The following is a 23,049-nucleotide window of genomic DNA, read 5'->3' as shown; positions in this document are numbered from 1 at the left end:
CAACCAACCGCGATACTCACGCAGTAGTCATCGGAGAGCCGGATGATCGGAAACGATCACGTCCGGTTCGGGCCGGAGGCCGTTGGAAAAGGACCCACAGGCACCTCGCCAACGGCCTACCGGAACCGTCGCGGTCCCGCCCGGCAGCACCCGGTACGGCAGGGAACCGATCTGCTGGAGACGGGACGGCGAACGCGGACCAAACGACACGTACCGGCAGCGCGAAACACGGTGCGATATCGCCTTCTTGACAGAACTGTGGACTTTTAATCCATAGGTTCCGGGTTCGAGCCCCGGGCGCCCTACCACTCACCCGGTCGCTGACCTGCGATTTCTTCGGTCTAGTTGATCTTGCGGTGATCATTTCGGCGCCTGAGCCGGGCCTTGTCGAGGCCGGTGGGAGCTGCCGCCCAGGTCGGTTGTGGTGGTCGCCGGTCTCGTGCCCGATGAGGGCGATGCTGGTTGTAGTGCCGTTCGTACTCGGCGAGTACGCGGCCCAGGTGGCGTTCGCTGTAGATGAGGAGCCGGTCGGTGGATCCCCGCCGCACGGTCCACGTGCTCGGCCCGCTCCCCCAGGTCCATGATCAGGTAGGAGCGGCCGTGCAACCGTTATCGGCCTGTTCAGTGGAAGAGCTGAGCACCAAGCGGGTGTTGCTGGTCGAACCCGGGAAGTATCAGGAAGGTCCCACTGGCGGTCGTGGTCGTGAATTTCACCAGTGCGTCGTAATTATCCATACGGGTGAGGGTGTTGGTGAATGTTCGTATGTCGTTCTGGAAGCTAATGAAGAGCAGGCCGGGGGCGGGTTCGTCCGTACTGTAGGAGCGACGGAGCATGAGGCCGACGCCGACTGCGTTGGCGTTCGCTCTGCGGACGTGGGCGTCTGCCGGGACGAGGTAGCGTCCGTCCGGCGTTTTGGCGCCGAGGTCCGGGCCCGAGGCGATGGTGCCGCCGGAGAGGGGCACGCCAGTGGCTCGGTGTCGGCCGAAGACGGCCTCCTGGTCGGCAACGGACAGCCTGGCGAACCGCGGCAGGTCGAGTTCCATGCGTCGTAGTACGGCAAGGGTGCCACCGGCGACTGGAGCCGGCCCGGCCAGCCATAGGTGGCGTTGTTGTTCGGCCGTCGTGTGGGGGCCCACGATGCCGTCGATGAAACCGAACAGGTTTCGTGGCGCGGCAAGGCCCTGATCCACTGGAACGTTCGAACCGCGACCTCCGGACTGCCGCCAGCGTTCGTGTATCCGGTGACCAGCCTGGTCCAGGAGTGCGGCAGCGACGATCGGTATCACCAAGGCGTCGCTGGCGCAGATCTGTATCAGCAGATCACCGCCGCGTGCCTGTGGGGCGATCTGCTCGCGGGAGAATCGTGGGAGGTCTGCTGCGCCGGGCAGGGAAGGATCGACCATGCGCACCAGTCGGGGGCCCACCCCGATCGTCACGGTGAGATCGCCCGGCGGCAGGCCCAGCAGTCGTGCATCGGCCCCCGAGGTGAGTGTGCGGATGGTCTGGCCGAGTTCGGCCAGCAACGGGCCGACGGCCACGGCATCACCGACGTCGGCCACCACGGCCAGCAGGTTCGGTTGGGCCGGTTGCGGGGACGTGATGCCCGCCTGGTATCGGCCCGTTGGTGACACCGACGGGGTCGACGCAGGGGCATCGGGGCGGTCTGGCTGCGCAGAACGCGATTCGCACCCGGCGGTGAGGCCGGCGGCTGCCACGGTGCTGGTGGCACTGAGGAACGCGCGGCGTGACGGGTGGGAGTCGGGTCGGCGCACAGTGTGAACAATGCCATATCCATCCTGACACCGCCGAATCCGGCCGGCGTCCGTGCCAGGATCCGACCATGCCTCGTCTCGGTCTTCGGGTGTCGGCCGCCGTGCTGGGCACACTGGCACTCGTACTGGTCGGCTGCGGCACCGACGATGACGGATCGAGCCACGGCCGACGACCGTCCGGTGTGCATGTGACGATCAAAGTGCCGGCCGACGCCCCGACGATCTCGGCTGCGGTGTCTCTGGCTCAGTCCGGCGATCTCGTGTTGGTCGCGCCGGGCGTTTACCACGAGTCGGTGAAGATATCCACGGCTCGCATTACTCTTCGTGGCGAGTCTCGGGACAAGGTCGTCATCGACGGGCGGTTGCAGCAGCCGAACGGCATCGTCGTCGCCGCTCCCGGGGTAGCCGTGGAGAACCTGACCGTGGAGAACAACACGCAGAACGGGGTCCTGGTCACCGGTTCGGCGGAGGCGGCTGCCGGATTGCCGGGGCGGTCGGGCGGCTACGACACCGGCGATGAGCCCGTCGCCTTCCTGAAATCATTCCTGGTCTCCTACGTGACCGCGACCCGCAACGGGCTGTACGGCATCTACTCGTTCTCCGCGCAGGACGGTGTCATCGAGCACTCGTACGCGTCAGGCGGGGCCGACTCGGGGATCTATGTCGGACAGTGCAGGCCCTGTCGCGTTGTGGTGCGGGACAACATCGCCGAACTCAACGCGGTCGGTTACGAAGGCACCAATGCCAGCGGCGACATGTACGTGGTCGGTAACCGCCTTGTCGGTAACCGGGTCGGACTCACCACCAACTCCGACCACCAGGAGAAACTGCTCCCGCAGCAGGGTGCCGTCATCGCGGGCAACCTGATCGCGGCCAACCAGCAGACGGCGACCCCCGAACAGGCCGACGGCGGGTGGGGCATCGGCATCGGCATCGATGGCGGCAGCGACAACCAGTTCGTCCGCAACCGAATCGCCGACAACAGCAACGCCGGGCTGGTGATCACCGCAACCGCTGACATACCGCCGGACGGCAACCGGATCCTGGACAACACCTTCGCCGCCAACGGCGTTGACGTCGGCTGGAGGTTCCCCACCGCCACGCGGGGACGGAGCAACTGCCTGCACGGCAACGATCTACGAACCACGATGCCCGCCCATCTCGCGACAACCGCGTCCTGCCCGCGTCCCGCCCGGTCGTCCTCGCCGTCCGGAACGTGGGCGATGCCGACGGCACCTCGCGGTATTCCGTTCACCAATGTGGCGGCGCCTGCCACTCAGCCACAGTTCCCAAACGCCACCACCACGGGCGCCACCGCTGTTCCGGCCGTTCCAGCCCTACCGGACACGCCAGGCATCCCGCTGCCGCCGGCATCACTGCTCGCCGCAGGCGCGCGGGTGCAGACGTCCTGAGCCGTGGCTACGGCGTCGGGGTGACTCCGGGTAGCGGCCGGACCGGAACGTACTTCTGGCTGTCGAAATCGATGACCACAGGCTGCGATTCGGAAGCAACGCCGACGTGAACCCGGTACATGGTGCCGTCCGAGCCGATCCAGTAGCGCACGGAACCCCCCGTACCGGACGTGGCACGGGCGCTCGGCCCGGTCATGACGTCCACCTGATGGCCGTTCAACCGGCCCTGTCCAACCCAGGCGGCACCGTTCTGTGGCAGTAGTTCGGCATTGTCCGGCCGGTCGCTACCGAGACTCAGTGCGATGGCCAGCGAACTGTCCAGCGAACTGCCGGACGTTTGCAGCGGACGGCCGTACCAACCCGACCCCGGCGGCGATGCCGGTGCGTCCGCCGGGGTGTTCGCCATCGGGTGGACGAACACGGTGGTGGCCGTCCACTCGATCAGCCCGTCGCTGGACGTATCGCGCCCGGTGCCGTGCACCGCGCCATAACCGAGCTTGTCGCGGTAGTCGATGGATCCGGTGATGATCAGCCTACCGGCGGTGCCCGGCACGGTGATCGTCACGGCGCGGCCGCCCGCCTGGTAGTTGCGGAACCGCGTGATCGCCAGACGGTTCGCCTGATCCGAGGTCAATGCGCGCGGAACGGCAGGGGCGGAGCCGCTGCCAGCGACCAGGAGCGCGGCCACCGCGACAGCCGCACTGGCGATGGCTGCTGCCACCCAACGTGGCCGCAGCCATCGACGCCGGCCGGCCGGGCGCCGCGAGTGACCCTTTTGGGTTCTTATGCTCCGCACGCGGCGCAACGCTAACACCCTCCGCTCATTCATCCCCTGATTTCCCTCGATCTTACTCTTGGCGCACACGCGGTACGGTATTGTGTTCGGTGAAGTGCTTGGGATGACCATTCCGACTCTCTGCTGTTTTCGCGAGTCGTTAGCTGTGATGGTTTCGGGGCGAATGTCGTTTCCTGCCCAGGTTCCCGACTGGTTTCGACGGCATCGAGTACGGCGTGCGCGCCGCCGACCTATGGCGTATGGCGATTGGCGCTGGGGGCGATAACACGATGATTGAGTTGCGCAGCAACCCGCGCAACCGGAGTGGGGATTCGGTGCACCGCAGCCGTTTCCATCGCCCCCGTTCGGCACAGTGTTCTACCGTGTTTCCCCGCGCAAGGCCTGAGCAAAGTCCCACCCCAGGCCGCGAACACGCCGTTCACTAACCCGCGCGCCTACAGCTAAGCACAGCCTGGATACGCCGATCGCCATGGACCCCCTCACGCGCGGCGGATTCTGCCTCAACGTCCCAGGACAATCATGAAACCGGGCCCACGGAAACAGCGGTGGGCCCCTTTTCGTGACCGACATCTCACCCGGGGCCGCGAAGCGGATGTGCAGCTCGAAGCGGGTGTCTGGTTCACATGACAAGGGAGTGTGATGGCCTATGGGCCGAGTCGATAGAAGATCGCGCCGGACAGCCGGGGAGCGTACGGGCCCGCTGGCGCGAGTGGGCTTTAGCGTTCTCTTGCTGTTCGGTAGCACCATGAGCGCGACGCCCGGGACGGCCGCCGCTTCGACTGGCGACGGCACACTGACAGTTCAGGTCCTGCGGGATTTCTTCGGCACGGGCGTGATCAACGCGACCATGGACGCGCCGCAGCGAGGCATGAAGGTTCAGATGACCGACCCGGCCGGCCATCAGGTCACCGGCATCACGGATGCCACTGGAAAGGTGGTGGTCTCCCGATCGACCGCGCTGACCGGCGGCCACTACCGCGTGGATGTCAGCGTCCCGGCGACGTACAGTAATTATCTGCGGGCGGCGCCGGCCTCGACGGCGGCAAACCACTTCGACAGCTTCACGACGTTTGTGGACGTGTCGGGCGGCAAGAACGCCTCGGTGATTACCGGGGTCTGGGACGCGGCCGACTACGCGCTGCCGGACTCGCGGTATTTCGTGCCGATCCAGAATGGTCCTAACGGGAAAGACACCCGGTCGTTGGTGGCGTTCGGGACGAACGTTCGGGGTACGTGTCCTGACCACGCGGCGTGCCCGACCACGCTCGACACGCAATCCCAGGTGGGCACGACATACGCGCTGGCCTACGACAGGTACCGGCACCGGCTGTTCCAGGGCGCGTTCGCCCGGCGATACACCTCGTACGGGCCGAACGGTGGTAACGCGATCTACACCGTGCCGGCCAACGGCGGGGGCGCGCCGACCCTGTTCGCGAAGGTCCCGGGCGCCGCGGTGACGCCGCACGACACCGCCAACATGAACAAGGACCCTGGGTTCACCAACGCGCCAGGTAAAGAGAGCATCGGCGGCCTGGCTCTGTCGGAGGACGGCTCGACGCTGTACGCGGTGAACCTGCGGACCCGGACCCTGGTCAGCTTCAACGCGACCAGGGCCACCGCGTCCGCACCCAAAGCGACGGTAACCATCCCGAACCCGGACTGCGCGGCGCGCACCGACTGGCGGCCGTTCGGACTTACCACGCATGACAACACGCTCTACGTCGGCGGCGTGTGTGACGCGGAGAGCACGCAGAACCGCGCAGACCTGAAAGCCGTCGTCTACGCCTACGACGGCAAGCGATTCGCCACGGTGATGACCCATCCGCTTACCGGCGAGCGCGGTTACGTCTATGCCGGTGCCAGCGGAGTTGACCGGGCCAACCACTGGAACCCGTGGAACACCAACCTGTTGACCTGGGACAACTTCAGACAAAACAACGTCTTCGTCGATCCGCAGCCCGAGCTCGCCAGCCTCGCCTTCACCCGTGACGGTTCGATGATCCTCGGTTTCCGCGACCGGTTCATGGACGTTCTCAGTTGGGGTGGACAGGACCCTCGGCCGCTCAACAACACCCCAGAAATGGGCATGTCCGGTGGTGACATCAACATGGCCTGCGCCAAGCCCACCGGTGGATACTCGTGGGAAGGCACCGGAAATTGCCCCAACCACGCCAATTACGCCACCGACGGCGGCGAGAACAGCGGCGTCGTCGAATACTTCCCGGGCGACTACGTTCGGAACAACGGCGCACCGAACCAGCCCGCCGGGGTGCACAACGAAGCCTCGCAAGGGGCGGTCGCCTACATTCCGCAGCAGCAATGGGTCGTCAGCACGGAGATGGACCCGACCGACGTCTACGCCGCCGCCGGGACCGGTTACTACAACGTCCAGACCGGTCAAGGGCCCGGTAACAACCATTCCGCCAACGGGTACCAGTTCGTCAGTCCGGGCGATAACGGATTCGGTAAGGCCGGTGGGCTCGGCGATATCGCGTATGCGGCGGCGAATGCGCCGATCCAGATCGGTAACCTGGTGTGGTTCGACGGCGACCACAATGGGATCCAGGATCCGGCGGAAGTGCTGCTGCCGAACGCGACGATCAATCTGTTGAGCGCCAGCGGCAAGCAGGTCGCTACGACCAAGACCGATGCCGCCGGCGAGTACTACTTCGGTGGGGTCGGCGCCGCCTACCAGCTCACGCCGGGTGGGAAATACACGGTGCAGTTCGACGTGTGTACCGCGAACACCAGCAAGGTGCCGGGTCAGCCGTCGGCCACCTCGCTGCGGTTCACGCTCCCACTGGCCGGTAACAACCGGGCACATGACTCCAATGTGATCCCGCCGACGACCGGGCACCTTTGCGACGGACACGCACCTGTCACGGCGCCGCGCAAGTCGGGAGAGGTTGATCACACGATCGACGCCGGCGTGTACATCTCCCACACACCGCCTACTTCTCCGCCTCCAACCTCTCCGCCTCCAACCTCTCCGCCGCATCCCAAGCCGCCCCACCATGGCGCAAGCCCAGGTCCGCTGCCCTTCACAGGTATGTCCCACCTGCTACAGATGATCTGTATCGGTGCCGTGCTGCTCGGTGCGGGCGCGGCACTCGTGTACGTGACCCGGAAGCGTCGCGCCAGGCAACACTGAAACAACGCTGAAAGACGGTCGTCTGCCCGCCCGCGATCCCCAGTGGGCGCGGGCGGGCAGACGACGCCTTCGGATCACGTTCGGTGACCGGTCAATCGACGTCGTGGGCGCTGATCGCGAAAGCCGCGCACGGCGACCTCGTTCACCGCAACCCATACCCGGCCCCGACGCCTGTACCGCTGCGCTGCGGCACGAGCTGGGGCGGTTTTCCTATTAAGATGCTTTGCCGGCCTCCCGGGTTCGCGTGACATCCGTCACGGCAGAAAAAATGGGGAATCCGGATCTTCCTGTGAACCTCCACGGCATTGCCGGACATCGAACTTACCGGTCGTGTCAGTAAGCAACCGGGGAGGTTTTACCCATGCAGTTCAAGCGCCTTCGTATGACTGCCGCTCTGGCTTGTGGTGGCGGAATGGTCGCTCTCGCCCTCACCGGCTGCAACATCGACAGCAAGGTGTCGACGTCGTCGGGTTCGACGTCGTCGGGTTCATCGGCGAAGACGGCGCCGGCCGCCAATGGCACCCCCAGCGGGAAAGCGGCGGCGGCGCACACCGATCAGGGTGACACGCCGAGCTGCATGGCATCCGAACTTAAAGCCGATCTGCAGATTCAAGATCCCGGCTCCGGACTGGAAGCGGAGATGGCAGCGGAAAAGGCGATCGCCACGCTGACCCTCACCAACCGGTCGAGCGAAACCTGCTACCTGCCGGCCGGCTGGACACCGCTCGGGGAGGGCGGGCGGAACAACTACACCGCGATTCCCGCGACCCAGGTGAGCTACCCCGGTGCCGGCATGACCATCACGCTGCGGCCCGGACGTTCGGCCTTCGCAGGAACCAAGTGGCACACCACCAAGGGCTGCCCCGGCGGCACCACCGACGGCCTCGGCGTCGCCTGGCACAGCACCTGGATCCCGCTCACCTACCACGGCCTCGACGACGGCTACCAGCCACCGATCTGCGACAGCCTCACCCTGGGCACACTCCAGCCCACCATGAACGGCGTCAACTTCACCTGACCCATCCCGAACGAAACAGGCCAGGCATACGGGGCCGTAGGGAGCGGGAACGTCAGAGTTCCCGCTCCCTACGCGCGTCAGCCGCGGGCCGATACCCGGTGAGTTGATCTTGTTGCCGGAACTGCTCTGGCCTGGTATCACTCTCGCCCGGCTTGATCACGCTGGTCCGGCGTTCGCGGCCTCGGCCTTATCCGCGTGACCGGTTCGGGTCAACCATTACATGATCGTCAGGGGGCGTTTAGCTGATATAAGGATTTGGCGTTTCATGGGAGGCCGTGGCGTGGAGATGGGTTTTGGGAGTGTTGATGCGGTCGTTGCTGGCGTTGGCCGGACTGTTGATACCGTTCGCTGTGGTTCCGGCGGCCGGAGCAACGACGGCGCCCATCACCGTGCCGGGGGCACGTGCCGTTACGCTCGGCTGGTCAAGCAAGATCGATGTGACGATCGACGCGACGTCGCCAGTGACTCAGGTAACGGTCGCGCTGCGCTCCGACGGTACGGCGACGCCGTACGCCACGCTCACTCAGTTCACTCGCATCAGCGGTAGTGATACCGCTGGGACCTGGGAAAGCACCAGCGCGGCCGACCTGCCACTGACTCCGGTGATCGACCTTGACGTGAGCGTGGCCGACCAAGCCGGCGACCAGGTCACGCTTCCGGCCGCTGGGACGATCCGCGCGCACGTGCCAACCAGGTTCGACTCGTTCTCGGTAACACCGACGACCATCGGAGTCGACCGCACCCCGCCTGCCTTCTCCGGGCGGCTCGTCTACACCGACGCACAGGGCCAGACCCAGCCGGCTGCGGGGATGACCGTACGTGTGACCGACGACGGCGGACACAAGACGGAGACGACGACCAGCAGCGACGGCTCTTTCAGCGGGACCGCTCCAGCGGAGAACGCGCCCACCGACTACTGGGCCACGGCGGTCGCGCAGGGCGGCCTGACCGCCTCGCGCACCGCCCGCATTCCCGTCACGGTCGACCGGTTTCCCAGCCGGATCATCGGGCTCACGCTGGACCCGGCTCAGCCGCACCTGAACCAGAGTGTCACGATCAGCGGCACCCTTGAGTACCAGGACGCGAACGGCGCCTGGCATCCCGCTCCCAGCACCGCGGTGTCCGCTCTCGCTGACGGCGCCCCGCCGAACAGCAACCTCCGTCTCTGGGCCAGGACCGGAAACGACGGCACCTTCGACATGACCCAGGATTTCGTTCCGGCCGACGGAACATGGACGATCGCGCACGACCCCACCCTCGAGAACGGTGGCCTGCCCAGCCGCGCGTTCGACCCGTACGCCGCCTCCCAGAGCACGGTGACCGTCGCCGACCCCGCACACCTCACGAGCCAGACCAAGCTCTCGATCACCCCGGCTTCCGATTACTGCTATTACACAGGGATGCGGCAGCCGGTCGCCCTGGAAGGCCTCCTGAGCGGGGTGCAGTGGGGCGAACCGATCACGCTGCAATTCTCACCGGACGGGACGACCTGGTCGGACACGCCCTACCACGGCACCACGGACCAGGCGATCGCCCAGGCGGAGAACGGGTACGCCGATTACAGAATCCCGGTCGTGGTCACGCAGAGCGGTTGGTGGCGCGCGTCCTACGCCGGCTCAGCGCACGCTACCCCTTCCGTCAGCTCCCCATTCCTCATTCGGCTCGGCCCAGAGTTCACGGTGAAGCTGACGGTCGGCTCGGGACAGTCGCACCCGGTTCCCGGCGGCAGGATCTCCTTCGACGGAACAGCCGTCCAGTGCATCGGCAGCGGTTACAACGCTCCGCCTGGCGGCGACCCAGCCGACCTGCAGTACTCACCCGACGGCAAGAGCTGGAAGACGGTCGTCAAGGACCGCTTCTACAACGCCGGTAACTTCTACTTCTCCGCGCGGACTCTGGGCACCGGCTACTGGCGTGCCTATGTACCGAGGTACAAGACGTACAGTCCGGCCATCCGGGTCACCGTCAAGCGCACGAGCCGAATCACCGGCGCGGCCGTGAACCCGAACCCGGTACGGCGAGGTCATCCGGTCCGGCTCAGGGGCGTGCTGCAGGGCACGCACACCGGCTGGTACGGCCTGTCCGGTGCTACCGTCCAGGTCTGGTTCCGGGCCAAGGGGACGCAGACCGCGATCCTCCTCGGCACAGCCCGCACCGACGGCTCCGGCCGGTTCGCCTTCACCACCACGGCCCACCACACCGGTGCCTATTGGTTCAGCTACGCCGGATCCCGCCTTTATTGGCCCACGACCGGCCACGCTGTCACCGAAACGGTGAAATAGCTGAACGGCCACGCAGGCGGCGGGGGCACCGGCCTGTGCCCGGCGCGCGGATAAGACCCGATCGCTAAGTGAGGAACAGACTGAGTGGAAGCCGGACCACCGGTCATCGACGCCTGATGATGCCCCATCCCCGCGCACGCGGGGATGGTCCTGCAAGCACGTCGGCCCACGCATGGAGGACGGTCTCTACATGGCGTAGGAAGCGGCGGGTGGCTCGGGGCCGCCGCCGCTGCGTGCGGGGTGTTGATCGGGATCCGTGGGCGCTACCGCAGTTGGTCGCGGCGGCGGGTCAGGTAGGCGGTCTCGGCGGTGTTGCCCGCCAGTTCGATGGCCTTGTCGTAGGCCGCGCGTGACTGCTGACTGCGGCCCAGCCGGCGCAGCAGGTCGGCGCGGGTGGCGTGGTAGGCGTGATAGCCGGCCAGCTTGTCCTCAAGACGGTTGACGGCTGCCAGTGCCACGTCCGGGCCGTCGAGTTCGGCGACCGCGATGGCCCGGTTGAGGGCGATGATCGGCGAGGGGTCGAGGCGGACGAGCTGGTCGTAGAGGGCGAGGACCTGTGACCAGTCGGTGTCGCGTACGTCGCGGGCGGAGGTGTGCACGGCGTTGATCGCCGCGAGGATCTGGTAGCGGCCCGGAGCGACCCCGGCGGCGGCAGCGGCGAGGCGCTCGCGCACCAGCCGGTGACCCTCGGCGACCAGCGTCGCGTCCCAGGCCCCACGGTCCTGCTCGCCGAGCGCGACCAGTTCGCCGCTCGCCGAGACCCGGGCGGGGCGGCGGGCCTCGATGAGGAGCATCAGCGCCAGCAGCCCGGCCACCTCACCGTCGTCCGGCATGAGGGCACGGATCAGGCGAGCGAGCCGGATCGCCTCGGCGGTCAGGTCGCGACGTACCGGATCGGTGTCGGAGCCGGTCGCCAGGTAGCCCTCGTTGAATACGAGAAAGAGGACGGCGAGTACGCCGGAGACGCGTGCCGGGAGATCCTCGGCGGACGGCACGCGATAGGGGATACGAGCCGCCTTGATCTTGGCCTTCGCGCGGGTGATCCGCTGCCCCATGGCACTCTCGGCCACCAGGAAGGCGCGGGCGATCTCGGGCACGGTCAGACCGCCGACCATGCGCAGCGTCAGCGCCACGCGGGTCTCCATCGCGAGCGCCGGGTGACAGCAGGTGAAGATCAGCCGGAGCCGGTCGTCGTCGATGGCGTCGACAGGCTCGGGCGGGTCGTCGTCGTACAACACCTGAGCCTCCTTGTGCTTGTCGTCGCGCTTGTTCTCGCGCCGGATCCGGTCGATGGCCTTGCGGTTGGCGGTGGTGGTCAGCCAGGCGCCGGGGTTGGGGGGCACGCCGTCGGCCGGCCACCGCTCGACGGCGGTCGCGAACGCCTCGGCCGCCGCCTCCTCGGCGATGTCGAGGTCACCGAATCGCCTGGTCAGGGAGGCGACCACCCGGGCCCACTCCTCGTGGTGGGCCCGGGTGATCGCCTCGCGGACGTCGGCGTCGCTCACTGGAACGGCCGCACCTCGATCTTCCGATCGCAGACCTTCGACGCCTCGGCGGCGAGCTTGAGCGCCACATCCAGATCGGGGGCCTCCCACACCCAGACGCCGGCGAGGTACTCCTTCGACTCCACGAAGGGCCCGTCGCTGAACACCGCCTGCTCGCCCCGGTTGTCGATGACCGTGGCCGCGTCGGTGTCCGCGAGTCCGCCCGCGAAAACCCAGTAGCCCTCGGCGATCAGTCGTTCGTTGAACGCGCTGATGGCAGGCTGCCTGTCCGTGCTGCCGGGATTGCTCTTGTCATCGATCACGGAAACCAGGTACTGCATCTGAAGATCATCTCCTGTGGTGTCGAGACAGCGTGGTTCGGTGGTCAGGGACTTCAAGCCGTTGGCGCATACTGCGGGCGCCCGGCCGGCCGGTAGACCTGGATCGTCACGCCCTTGGAGTCGACGCGCGACTCGACCAGGTCGAGCGCAAGGTCCGGGCCCGCGTCGGGGAACAGCCGCGCGCCCTGGCCGACGACCACCGGGATGGTGATCAGAGTCATCTCGTCGACCAGATCGTTGTCCAGCAGCCACCGGGTCAGGATGCCACTGCCGTGCACCTGCAGCTCACCCCCCGGCTTGGCCTTCAGTTCTCGGACGGCGGCCGCGACGTCTCCGGACAGGACGGTCGTGTCCGACCACGCCGGATCGGTGAGCGTGGTCGACGCCACGTACTTGGGCCGTGTGTTCAACGCTTCCACGACGGACTCCCAGCCAGGGGCATCCTGGACCGTAAAGGTCCCCCATGAGCCGGCGAACAGCTCGTAGGTCCGCCGGCCGAACAGGAACGCCTCGGCGCGCTGGTAGGTCTGGTTGATGAACGCGTGGGTCTCGCTGTCACCCTTCCCCAGGGCCCATCCGCCGCGCTCGAATCCGTTCCTGCGGTCCTCATCCGACGCGCCGCCGTTTCCCTGCATCACTCCATCGATGGTGACCTGAGTCACGGTCGTCAGCTTCATGATCGCGGTTCCTCTGCCTTGGCGCCGCCCCTTGCGGGCGGCCTCACCCCTGCTACGAACACCACCGCCCCGATCCGACACCGCCTCCCGGATTTCTCTGAAGAAATTTCCGGGACCCTGGTCGCCGGCGATCCGACAACACGACAGTTCCGCAGCGCCAGCGCTCCACCACCTCAAACGCGCCCAGGCTCACGCTGCACCACGCCGCACCGCAACAGAGCACCGCCCCGGCCGACCACGCCACCGGACCGGCCGTCCCCCACGTGCGCCGGCACCGCATTCTCGACATCCTCCACGGCTCGTGCCCCAGATCTCGTCAGCGACATGGCCACGGCGGAACCGCCGACGTCGTGACCTACGCCGGTCGGCGTGGCGTCCCGGTTCGCATCATCTGGCCCGACGGCGCGCGGCACGGTTGAGACGCACATACACCGGCAAAGCGGGCACCGGCCGTCGTACGGACCTGGTTGGATGATCGAGCCTCGGTCCTGAGGACCGAACGACAAGGGCCGTCAGGGAGGGCGCTGGATGGGGATTCGCAATGGGTTGGGCCGGTTCGGGGCTCGGCGGCGTCTTCAGCGGACGGCGAGGGAGGTCTTCGACTGGCGGCGGCTGCGGCCCGGGCAGACGGAGGCGATGCAGGCCCTCCTTCAGGGGCACGACGTACTCGTCGTCATGCCGACCGGCAGCGGCAAGTCCGCGACCTATCAGGTCCCGGCCCAGTTGCTCGACGGCCCGACCATCGTGATCTCGCCGTTGATCGCCCTGCAGCGGGACCAGATGCTCTCGCTCACCGAGCGGAACGCGGGCGGCGCCGTCGTCGTCAACTCCGCGCAGCGCGCGGGCTCGAGCGAGGCCTCTCTGGAGCAGATCCGGGCCGGTAAGGCCGAGTACGTCTTCCTCTCCCCCGAGCAGCTCGCCAAGCCCGATGTCGTGGACCGGCTCGCCGCGGCGCGACCCTCGCTGATCGCGATCGACGAGGCGCACTGCGTCTCGGCCTGGGGGCATGACTTCCGGCCCGACTACCTCGGGCTCGGCCGGGTCATCGAACGCCTCGGCCACCCCCCGGTGATCGCGCTGACCGCGACCGCGTCGCCGCCCGTACGCGAGGACATCGTGGAGGTGCTCGGCCTCCGCGACGTCCGCCAGGTCATCCGGGGCTTCGACCGGCCCAACATCGCGCTGCGGGTCCGCCGGTTCGCCGAGGAGAGCACCAAGAGGCGCGCGCTCGTCGCGGACGCCGCCGGACGGTCCGGGCTCGGCCTGGTGTACGTCGCGACACGCCGCGACGCCACGGCGTACGCCAAAGAGCTGACCGAGGCCGGGCTGCACGCGGAGGCCTATCACGCGGGGATGAAGGCGTCCGAACGCGAGCGGGTGCACACGTTGTTCTCCGAGGACGGGCTCGACGTCGTCGTGGCCACCTCCGCCTTCGGCATGGGGATCGACAAGCCGAATGTGCGCTACGTCCTGCACAGTGCCCCGCCCGAGTCGCCGGACTCCTACTACCAGGAGATCGGCCGGGCCGGCCGCGACGGCGAGCCGGCCGACGCGGTCCTGTACTACCGGTCGGAGGACCTCGGCCTGCGCCGGTTCTTCGCCGGCGGCCGGCCGGACGAGGAGATGCTGCTCCGGCTCGCCGTCCTGCTCCACGAGCACGGCGGCACCGTGAAGCCCCACGCCGTACGCGACACGCTGGGCATCGGCCCGTCCAAGCTGACCTCTCTCGTGAACCTGCTCCAGCACACCAAGGCGGTGGAGGTGAGCGGCCGGGGAGACCTGCGGTACGCCGAGCGGGGGCCCGCTCCCAAGCAGGCCGCGGCCGACGCGATGGAGCTGGACGAGAGCCGCCGCCGGGTGGACGACTCGCGCATCGACATGATGCGCGGCTACTCCGAGACCACCGGGTGCCGCCGTCGCTATCTGCTGGAGTACTTCGGCGAGCCCCGTACGACGAAGACCTGCGACAACTGCGACAACTGCGTCGCGGGGGCGGTCGACACGACGCGGGTCGACGGTCCATTCCCGGTCCACTCCGAGGTGGTGCACAAGTCGTGGGGTCCGGGGACGGTCATGCGCGCCGAACCCGACCGGATCACCGTGCTGTTCGAGGAGACTGGCTACAAGACACTTTCCCTGGACGCGATCAAGCGCGACTCCCTGCTGATACTCGCACCGGAGAGCGGCACCGAACAGTGAGCAGCCCGCCTACGGGACCACTCCCGCGTGCGCGTTTCGGGATCGACGCGGGCTCGTACGAGGATGATGGTGTGCCGTGCGCTGTTGAGCCGGCGGTCGGCCGCTGCGGTTGAGCCGATGCAAACTCGACTCGAAGGTCAAGCGATGACTTCGGTCCAGCCGACGCCTCAGCCCGGCACGCACGCGGTTGACATGGTGCGGAGAAGGAATCAGCCCCAGGCTCGGCGACCCCGGCGACGTGGCCGCCGCGGTCGCCTACCTGCTCTCGGACGACGCCGAATGGGTCACCGGCCAGGTGCTCAGCATCGACGGCGGATCGACCATGCGCTGAGGCCGGTCCCCGCGCGGGGACCGGCCTCGGGGGTTGCGCTCTGCCCTATCGCTTCGTGACTTTGTGGATCCAGGCGAGTTGCTGGGCGATCTCCCCGGCCCCGGCCATCTTCTCTCGGTCGGAGCCGTAGAAGACGCCGAGCAGGGTCTCCTTGCCGTGTGCGCCGATGCTCATCACCGGGGCTCCAGAGTCGCCGCCGGCGGGAATCCCGGACACCTTCTCCATGCAGAAGTCCGTGCCGCCCGGTTCGGCGTAGCCCTCGCAGCGGCGGGCGTCCGACCGTACGACCCGCAGCTTCGACTGCTTGAGCACGGGCGACTGGCAGGTGTTCTCATCCTTGGTGCAGGTGGCGCCCCACCCGTACTGCCGCACGATCTCACCGGGGTGGACATGGGCCTTGGCCAGCCGCACCGGGCGGATCTTCATCGGCGAGACCTTGATGAGCATCATGTCAGCGCGCGAGTTCCCCGCCCGCTTGCCCACCGGGCGGACAGTGGTGCCCTTACGCATGTCGAGGTTGCCGACCCGGAACGAGATCCGCTTGTCGGCGACCGCCTGCCCCTGCTCGAAGAAGCAGTGCGAGGCGCTGATGACCCACTGCTTCGTGACCGCCGTCCCGGTGCACACCGGTTTGCCGTCGACGAGCATGCGCACCGCCCATGGGCCGTAAGTGCTCTTTGACCCGCCGATGACGGCCGAGGCCGGCCCGGACACCATCACCGAGCCCGTCACCAGCAACAACGCGGACACCAACAGCACACGAACGCGACGCACCATCCGGAACGGCTCCTCTTCTCGGGGCGTGGCCTTACCGGTGGTGTAGATACGCCGTCAGATCAAAAAGTTTCCGATTACGCGTAGTTCGTCCTCCGCCGGCCGGCGCCGACACCCTCGGCAAGAGCGCCACCACCGCCGGATGCGCCTGCGGCACCCCCACCGAGCAGGCAACCGACTCCCGCCGCCGTTAGCGCCTGCTGCGGACACGCACGGCACCCGACCGGGACGACACGGTGGCCACGTTCACGAACGCGGCCACCGCTCGGGCCCGGTTGACAAGGTGCGGGGAAGAAGCCGCGAACGGCGACGTCGACGCGGCCGGCCTGGTGGGAGCGGTAGGGCAGCGGACCGTGAACCGCTCGGCCTCATGCCGTAGCCGATCTTCCTGTCCCTGGCTGCCCCGGTCAGGGTGGGTCCAGTGGTCGATGACGCGTTCGACGATCCACTGGCGGCCGTGGTGGTCGGCGGAACGACTGACCGTTCCCGCGGCCGCTATTTCACCCAGAGCTCCCAGTACGGGCTGTCCCAACGGCAGTCGTACTGCGTGTACGGCCCCGCCGTGAGGATGGCGGTTGCCCCGTCAAGGCAGCCTTGAAGGGTCCGGTAGGCCCCCTTCCCGACCCAGCCCGTGGTTGAGGCGCCGGCGGGGGTAGCGGCGGAGAGGGTGCCGGCGGCGAGGGCGCCTGCCACCGCCAGCGTCGCGCCGAATCGTGCGGCTTTCTGTCGCATGAGATCGTCCTTCGGGGATGGGCGGCGCGCGCCGCCGTACGAACGAATCCACGCTAACACCAGTTGATCTTGAACCGATGTCGATCTTGGTTGAGCATGCGCGTGCGCGCCGGAACGTCTGGTCCAACGGGCGCTCGTCGGCTACGTGCCGCGATCTACATCGCGGCAGGCGTGATCCCGGCCAGGATCCCGGCCGGAACCAGGTGCCCTCGACGGCGGGAGGTGATGGCGGCCCTTCCGCACCGTGTTGGAGGCGGGGTCCTGTGGGGGTTCAGGGGACGGGGTCGGTGTAGCCGTGGGTGAAGGCGTAGCGGGTGGCTTGGGCGCGGTCGCGGGAGCCGGTTTTGGCGAAGATGCGGTTCACGTGGGTTTTGACTGTTCCCTCGCTGACGAAGAGGGTTCGGGCGATCTCGCGGTTGGACTGGCCTGCTGCGATAAGACGGAGGACCTCGGCCTCACGGGGGGTGAGATCTCCCTCGTCTGGGGTTGCGGGTGGGGTTGGGGGGTCGATTGCGCGGGTCGCGGCTGACAGGAGGCGCTTCTGGACTCCGGGGTCGAGGATCGCCTGACCGGCCGCGGCGGCCAGTACGGCTCGGCCGATTTCGGTCCTCGTCGCGTCCTTGGTCAGGTAACCGAGGGCTCCGGCCTGGAGGGCGCCGATGATGGATTCGTCATCGGCGTAGGTGGTGAGGATGACGACGCGGGTGCCCGGATGGTCGGCGGTGATGCGGCGCGTCGCGGCCACGCCGTCGCAGCCGGGCATGTTCAGGTCCATGAGCGCGACCTGCGGGCTCACCGCCGCGACAAGCTCCACCGCGGCGTCGCCGTCCGCCGCCTGACCCGCCACAACGATGCCGGGCAGCGTACTGAGCAGCGCCGCCAGGCCCTCGCGCACCGCGGACTGGTCGTCGGCGACGATGACGCTGACCGCATCACCGGAATTCTCAGAGCTCACGCCGGAATCCTCAGGCATACCTGCCACTCCTCCTCGACCGGCCCCGCCGTTAGTGTGCCCCCGCCCAGTGCGGCACGTTCCCGCAGCCCGGTGAGCCCGTATCCGGCGCCCGCGGCCGCGAGTGGCCCGGCGCCGGTCTCTGCCGGGAGCGGGTTGACGATCCGGACCACGACCTCCGTCGGAGTGAACTCGAGGGAACATCCGACCGGCTGCCCTGGTGCGTGCTTGCGTGCGTTGGTCAGCGCCTCTTGCATGGTCCGGTAGGCGGCCAGGCCGACCTCCGCGGTGACCGGACGCGGCGGCCCGGTGACGGTGAAGTCGACGGGCACGTCACCGTCGGCCTGGAACTCCTCGGCCAGCGCCGAAAGCTGGTCCGGCAGCGGCGCGGCGTCATCGCGCAGCGCCAGGATCGCCCGACGGGCGTCCGCCAGTCCTTCTCTGGTGAAGACACCGGCGCGGCCGATGCACTCGATCGCCTTGGCGAGCTCGGGAGGTCCGGGGGGCAGTGCGCCCAGCAGTCCCTCGGCCGCCTGCAGGTTCACCGACACCGTCGCGAGCGAGTGGGCGAGTACGTCATGGATTTCCCTGGCGATCCTGGCCCGTTCGGCGAGCGCGGCGGCGTGGGTCTCGGCCTCGTGTGCGCGGCGGGCCTCGGCGAGCGTGTGCTCGGCCTGTACGGCCCTGAGCAGGTAGGCGTGGCGGGTCAGGCCGAATGCCCACAGGCCGATGAACGTGAGCGGGTAGCCGAGCAGCGTCTCGGTCGGCGCCCGGGTCACCAGGCCCGCGACGAGGAACGCCGCCACGGTCTCCGCGGTGATGGCCAGCGATGCCTCGGTGCTCAGCGTGATGCCCGCGGCCGAGGTCACCACGCAGCCGACCGCGACGGCCGTACTGAGCGGAGACACCCCGGCGAGTACGCCGCCGGCCGTTCCCAACACGGCCAGCGCCACGACCGTCAGGCGCTCGCTGCGCCGGGCGAGCACCAACCAGCCGACGTAGCTGACGGCGGTGACGACCAGTGCGACGGCGAGAGCCTTGCCACTGCCGCCTGCTCCCAACCGCGGATGCGCGAGGGGGACCGTTAAAAGCACCACCACGAGGACGAGCGTCCGTACGACATTCAGCACCGGGGGCACGCTCGAGCCCGTGATGGCTGTGGGACCCCCGCGCGCGGTGAGAGAGCGAAGCACGCAATCAACGTATCCGTCCCCTTCCCCGTCCGCCTCGGGCATACGGACCTGCCCGGGAGGTAGCGGGCGATGCGGGCGGTGGACTCCGGGTATACGCGACGGTCTCTACCCGGCCTCCACCCGGTGTCCACCCCCGGGCAGACGCCTCGGGAGGGGGTCGCTACCTAGCGTTGTCCATGTAAGCGCACCACACAGACCGGCCAACCCGCACCACACCGCCCGCTCACCAAGGAGCTCCCGTGGACGCCAGCGTCTTGATCCCCAACCTCGTCATCCTCTTCATGGTGCTGATCTCCGACCTCGGCCACCGCAAGGTCACCGCGCTGCGGCTGGTCCGCCCGTTCATCGCCGCGGCCGTCATCGTCCCCTTCTTCCTCAAGGGCGCCGCCACCTCCGGCAACGGCCTGGTGCTCGAGGTCGCCCTCGGGGCGGCGGGCCTGGCCCTGGGTGTACTCGCCGCCGGAGCGATGCGCGTCTCCCACGACGACCGGACGGGGAAGGTCACCTCGCGGGCCGGCCTGCCGTACGCGCTGATCTGGATCGCAGTCGTCGGCGGCCGCATCTACTTCGCTTACGGATCCACCCACGTCTTCAGCAGGCAGCTCGTCCAGTGGGGGATGACGAACCACATCACCGTCGGCGCTCTCACCGACGGCCTGATCTTCCTGTCCCTGGCGATGCTGCTGGCCCGCACCGGAACCCTGGCCGCCAAGGCACGGCGCGTCACTCCGCAGCGGGCGCCCCGGCCGACCATCCCAATGGCCTCCCACTAGTGACAGCAACCCCGACCCGCAACCCCACCCCCGAACAGACAACCGCCCCGACGGCCCCCAGGCCGCCGGGGCGCCGTCATGTCCAGGCCCTTATCAGCGGTCACATCTCCCGGCCGGTCGGCGGGGGCACGGTCTGACTTCAGGACTCACGATCGGTCCAGGCGCCAGGAGTGCTCACCCACCAGTGGCCACCAGACACCGGGTCGGCCGGCGTCGGCCGACCCGGTGGCTTCCGTTAGGCCCCGTCGGGAGGTGCTCGCCTACATCATCTCTGTCAGGAGTTGAGGGCGATCCCCCGGTAGTAGTTCTTAAGGATCCTGGAGTAGCTCCAGCCCGCTCTGGCCTTGTCGCGAGAGCCGTACTGCGACATCCAGTTCCCGTTGACCCAACCGCTGCACGCCGTCGTGGTGGAGCAGTACTGGGCCTGCAGGATCTTCCCGCTGCGGGTCATCCGGGTGCTCCACGTCGCGTCCACCGCGGCGTTCGTCGACGCCTTCGCGGAGCCGGGCTTGTACACCTGGCTCGCCGTGTTGTCGGTGACGTCGAAGCACTGGCCCGACGGCGTCTTGCTCGCCGAGTGCAACGCCCAGTACCAGCCGAAGCTCTTGACGGCCATCGCTCCGGCCCGGAGAGACTCCCTCGGCCAGCTCGACACCCACTCGTTGGGCAGGACGTTCTTGACGTAGGTCTTGAACGCCACCCGGTCCACGCGCCCGAGGGACACCCGGTACACGAGGATCGTCGTGGGCAGTTTGCTGTTCGTACCGTCGGTCTTGCACCCGGTCGGCGGCGTGGAACTCAGGAACCGATGCGAGGCGTTCTGGTTTTTCAGGCCGGAGTTCAGGTTGCCTTTGGCACCCGACTTGAAATCCTGATACCTGCCGCCGTAATTGCTGTTGAAGTAGACCCGGACGGTCTTGCTGCTGCGGTTCCAGACCGAGGCGGCGCTGTTCTTGACGCACTTGCCCTTACCGGCGCCCGAGCCCTTGAAATCGAAACATGAAGGCTGCTTGGTACCGTAGTCGGCCACCGAGCCGGTGAAGTCCGAGACCGAGCCCTTGTTGCCGCTGTTGAAGTAGAGGCAGAACTCGCCGCTTTCACACTTGCCGTTGCGGCTCGCCGCCAAGGCGGGCGATTCGCTGACGAGGACCGTCCCGCTGATCGCCACCACGGCAGCGGCGGTCGTCGCGGCGAACCGCGAGAACAGCCGTCCAGCTCGTATCGACACTGTTGTCCTTCTCTTCTGTGGCGACGATCGCTCCGCCAAGCGTCATCGCCGGGAGGATTCTCTTGACCGTTTTCATCGGGGTTCTCCGCCTTTCTGGCGGTGCCGGCCCCGGCACCTGGCCGGTAGGTGTGCCGGGGACCGCGCCATCGGTCAGTGGTTGGCCTGGAACCAGGGCTGGGTCCAGCCGAGGTAGGGCTTGCCCCACTTGCTCTTGATGGCGCCGATGGTGGTGACGGTGAGGGTGCCCTTGCCTCCGATGTCGTTGGAGACGAACTTGCCGCCGCCGATCGAGATCATCACGTGGCCGTAGCCGCCGGAGAAGAAGGCCAGCCCGCCCGCGGGGACGTTGGTGCTGCCCGGGTGCTTGTAGCGGGACGGCACGGCGAGCCAGTGGCGGTAGGCGCTGGTCGAGCCGGACGCCGAGAAGCCGTACGCCAGGCCCACCACGTGGTCACAGCGGTTGGCGTAGTCGCTGTGGTACGTGTGTGTTATGTGCGACTTGGCCCACGCGACCGCCTGGGCGCACGTTCGCCGGTCACCCAGGCCGGCGGTCGAGCACTTCGACGTGCTGCCGGGGGCGAATTCGTGTGAGGCGTTCTGGTTTTTCAGGCCGGAGTTCAGGTTGCCCTTGGCGCCCGCCTTGAAATCCTGATACCTGCCGCCGTAATTGCTGTTGAAGTAGACCCGGACGGTCTTGCTACTACGGTTCCAGACCGAGGCGGCGCTGTTCTTGACGCACTTGCCCTTACCGGCGCCCGAGCCCTTGAAATCGAAACATGAAGGCTGCTTGGTACCGTAGTCGGCCACCGAGCCGGTGAAGTCCGAGACCGAGCCCTTGTTGCCGCTGTTGAAGTAGAGGCAGAACTCGCCACTTTCACACTTGCCGTTGCGGCTCGCCGCCGAGGCGGGGGATGCGGTGGCGAGCACCGACCCGCCGAGCGCCGCTACGGCGGTCGCCACGGTGAGGATCTTGTTGAGGGTTCTCATATTGTTCTCCTTCTTTTTGTGGAGCCTGGGATTCGGGTGGGTCAGCGCTTGTACTCCTCCCAGGTGCGGATGGTGACCTTCGGTCCGTCGTCGGGGCCGCGGTTGGCGAGGCCGTTGCGGCCGAGGTAGTAGTCACCGATCTGGTTTTGGGCCTGGGAGGACAGGTCGGTGTCGTTGATGGCGGTGGCGTGGATGTGCCAGGGCCAGTTGCCTTGTTTTGGGTTGCGCACCCATGCGGCGAAGCCGACACGGCGCAGGGCGCGGGCGACCGCGGTGCGGGTGGCGGAGCTCATCCCTTTGACGTTGACGTCGATGACGCCGCCGCCGTCGTGGGTGCCCGCGGAGGTGGGGTCGCCGCCGGGGTTGTAGGAGCCCTGGTCCAGCACGAGTTTGCGGCCGAGCAGCCGCTGTGCCTCGTTCAGCATGCTGCGCGTGCGAGTGTTGATGACGTACTTGCCGATGTGCACTCGGGCACCCGGGGTGATGATGTGGGTGACCTTGAAGCGTCCGGCTCCGAGCTTGACGAGCGACGTTTTGCCCGGCAGGCCGCTGGCCTGGAGGCCCTTGTAGCCGAGCGACTTCTGGTATTTCGCGTAGGCGGCGACCGTGGTGGTGCCGAAGTATCCGTCCACCCACTTCTTGTCGAGCAGGTGCCGGTCGCGCAGCGCCCGCTCGACGAGAAGCACACTGGCCTTGGCGCCCGGGGTCAGCTTGGTGTCGGACCGCCGCGGGTCGATCTGAGCCGCCTTGACAAGGGCTTCCATGTTCACGCTCGGAAGGGCCTTGCCGCTGGTCGTCTGTGCCGTCGCCTCAGCGGCTCCGGGCAGGGAGGCGAGCAGGACGGCCGCCGCGAGGGCAGCGGCGGATGAGGTCAGCTTCATTGTTCTCCTGGTTGCAGGCGGCGGCGACGCCCAAGGCAAAGATCACTGGGCGTTCCATTCAGAAA

Annotated in this window: 17 protein-coding genes and 1 pseudogene; 7 read left to right on the top strand and 11 right to left on the bottom strand. The window is 67.7% G+C overall.

Annotated features, from left to right (window positions below; genetic code table 11):
• Positions 1–621 precede the first annotated feature (621 nt).
• Positions 622–1,632: a Dyp-type peroxidase gene (locus ABEA24_RS28935; protein WP_345434306.1), complete on the bottom strand. Its 1,011-nt coding sequence runs from the start codon at positions 1,630–1,632 to the stop codon at positions 622–624.
• A gap of 242 nt (positions 1,633–1,874) precedes the next feature.
• Between ABEA24_RS28935 and ABEA24_RS28930 the strand changes: the two genes are divergently transcribed.
• The gene (locus ABEA24_RS28930) at positions 1,875–3,185 is read left to right on the top strand and encodes a right-handed parallel beta-helix repeat-containing protein (protein WP_345434305.1); all 1,311 of its coding nucleotides are present in this window, start codon (positions 1,875–1,877) and stop codon (positions 3,183–3,185) included.
• A 7-nt stretch (positions 3,186–3,192) separates the two neighbouring features.
• Here the strand turns inward: ABEA24_RS28930 and ABEA24_RS28925 are convergent, their stop codons facing one another.
• Entirely contained in the window at positions 3,193–3,873 is a 681-nt protein-coding gene (locus tag ABEA24_RS28925) for a hypothetical protein (protein WP_345434304.1), read from the bottom strand.
• Between the two features lie 853 nt (positions 3,874–4,726).
• On the opposite strand from ABEA24_RS28925, the gene ABEA24_RS28920 reads away from it, so the two are divergent.
• The 3 genes from ABEA24_RS28920 (at position 4,727) to ABEA24_RS28910 (ending at position 10,432) form a co-directional block, all read left to right on the top strand.
• The gene (locus ABEA24_RS28920; RefSeq protein WP_345434303.1) at positions 4,727–7,132 is read left to right on the top strand and encodes an SdrD B-like domain-containing protein; all 2,406 of its coding nucleotides are present in this window, start codon (positions 4,727–4,729) and stop codon (positions 7,130–7,132) included.
• 361 nt (positions 7,133–7,493) lie between these two features.
• Positions 7,494–8,150, top strand: a complete 657-nt coding sequence (locus ABEA24_RS28915; RefSeq protein ID WP_345434302.1) for a DUF4232 domain-containing protein — start codon at positions 7,494–7,496, stop codon at positions 8,148–8,150.
• A 461-nt stretch (positions 8,151–8,611) separates the two neighbouring features.
• Complete coding sequence (locus ABEA24_RS28910) at positions 8,612–10,432, top strand: hypothetical protein (RefSeq protein ID WP_345434301.1); 1,821 nt, start codon at positions 8,612–8,614, stop codon at positions 10,430–10,432.
• A 263-nt stretch (positions 10,433–10,695) separates the two neighbouring features.
• Here the strand turns inward: ABEA24_RS28910 and ABEA24_RS28905 are convergent, their stop codons facing one another.
• Genes ABEA24_RS28905 through ABEA24_RS28895 form a run of 3 tightly spaced genes read right to left on the bottom strand, consistent with a single transcriptional unit; the run spans position 10,696 to position 12,934 of the window.
• Positions 10,696–11,937, bottom strand: coding sequence for an RNA polymerase sigma factor (locus tag ABEA24_RS28905; protein WP_345434300.1), 1,242 nt, complete (start codon positions 11,935–11,937; stop codon positions 10,696–10,698).
• Positions 11,934–12,257: a YciI family protein gene (locus ABEA24_RS28900; protein WP_345434299.1), complete on the bottom strand. Its 324-nt coding sequence runs from the start codon at positions 12,255–12,257 to the stop codon at positions 11,934–11,936. Before ABEA24_RS28900 ends, ABEA24_RS28905 begins: the two co-directional genes overlap by 4 nt.
• A 53-nt stretch (positions 12,258–12,310) precedes the next feature.
• Positions 12,311–12,934 (bottom strand): dihydrofolate reductase family protein, encoded by a 624-nt coding sequence (locus tag ABEA24_RS28895; RefSeq protein WP_345434298.1) that lies wholly within the window; start codon positions 12,932–12,934, stop codon positions 12,311–12,313.
• Positions 12,935–13,462: 528 nt separating this feature from the next.
• Between ABEA24_RS28895 and ABEA24_RS28890 the strand changes: the two genes are divergently transcribed.
• Both ABEA24_RS28890 and ABEA24_RS28885 read left to right on the top strand, forming a co-directional pair.
• A complete protein-coding gene (locus tag ABEA24_RS28890; protein ID WP_345434297.1) occupies positions 13,463–15,133 on the top strand; it encodes a RecQ family ATP-dependent DNA helicase in 1,671 nt (556 codons plus the stop codon).
• A 217-nt stretch (positions 15,134–15,350) separates the two neighbouring features.
• Positions 15,351–15,464, top strand: a pseudogene (locus ABEA24_RS28885) (SDR family oxidoreductase); the annotation flags it as partial.
• 45 nt (positions 15,465–15,509) lie between these two features.
• Here the strand turns inward: ABEA24_RS28885 and ABEA24_RS28880 are convergent.
• From ABEA24_RS28880 to ABEA24_RS28870, 3 genes are all read right to left on the bottom strand, one after another.
• Positions 15,510–16,241 (bottom strand): S1 family peptidase, encoded by a 732-nt coding sequence (locus ABEA24_RS28880; protein WP_345434296.1) that lies wholly within the window; start codon positions 16,239–16,241, stop codon positions 15,510–15,512.
• Positions 16,242–17,241: 1,000 nt separating this feature from the next.
• Positions 17,242–17,925: a response regulator transcription factor gene (locus ABEA24_RS28875; protein WP_345434295.1), complete on the bottom strand. Its 684-nt coding sequence runs from the start codon at positions 17,923–17,925 to the stop codon at positions 17,242–17,244.
• Positions 17,922–19,115, bottom strand: coding sequence for a sensor histidine kinase (locus ABEA24_RS28870; protein WP_345434294.1), 1,194 nt, complete (start codon positions 19,113–19,115; stop codon positions 17,922–17,924). The genes ABEA24_RS28875 and ABEA24_RS28870 overlap by 4 nt, the downstream gene beginning before the upstream one ends.
• Positions 19,116–19,354: 239 nt before the next feature.
• On the opposite strand from ABEA24_RS28870, the gene ABEA24_RS28865 reads away from it, so the two are divergent.
• On the top strand, positions 19,355–19,888 hold the full coding sequence (locus tag ABEA24_RS28865) for a hypothetical protein (RefSeq protein ID WP_345434293.1): 534 nt from the start codon (positions 19,355–19,357) through the stop codon (positions 19,886–19,888).
• A gap of 274 nt (positions 19,889–20,162) precedes the next feature.
• On the opposite strand, the gene ABEA24_RS28860 is transcribed toward ABEA24_RS28865, so the two are convergent.
• The 3 genes from ABEA24_RS28860 to ABEA24_RS28850 all read right to left on the bottom strand — a co-directional run bounded on the left by ABEA24_RS28860 (position 20,163) and on the right by ABEA24_RS28850 (position 22,984).
• On the bottom strand, positions 20,163–21,116 hold the full coding sequence (locus tag ABEA24_RS28860; RefSeq protein WP_345434292.1) for a peptidase inhibitor family I36 protein: 954 nt from the start codon (positions 21,114–21,116) through the stop codon (positions 20,163–20,165).
• A 150-nt stretch (positions 21,117–21,266) separates the two neighbouring features.
• Positions 21,267–22,103, bottom strand: coding sequence for a peptidase inhibitor family I36 protein (locus tag ABEA24_RS28855; RefSeq protein ID WP_345434291.1), 837 nt, complete (start codon positions 22,101–22,103; stop codon positions 21,267–21,269).
• A gap of 41 nt (positions 22,104–22,144) precedes the next feature.
• Positions 22,145–22,984 carry a peptidoglycan-binding domain-containing protein gene (locus tag ABEA24_RS28850; protein ID WP_345434290.1) on the bottom strand — a complete coding sequence of 280 codons (840 nt, stop codon included), beginning with the start codon at positions 22,982–22,984 and terminating at the stop codon, positions 22,145–22,147.
• Positions 22,985–23,049 lie beyond the last annotated feature (65 nt).

Origin of the sequence: Actinoallomurus vinaceus, from assembly GCF_039542055.1 — a bacterium.
Lineage (GTDB): Bacteria > Actinomycetota > Actinomycetes > Streptosporangiales > Streptosporangiaceae > Actinoallomurus > Actinoallomurus vinaceus.
This window is presented reverse-complemented; position numbering and strand designations above follow the sequence as displayed.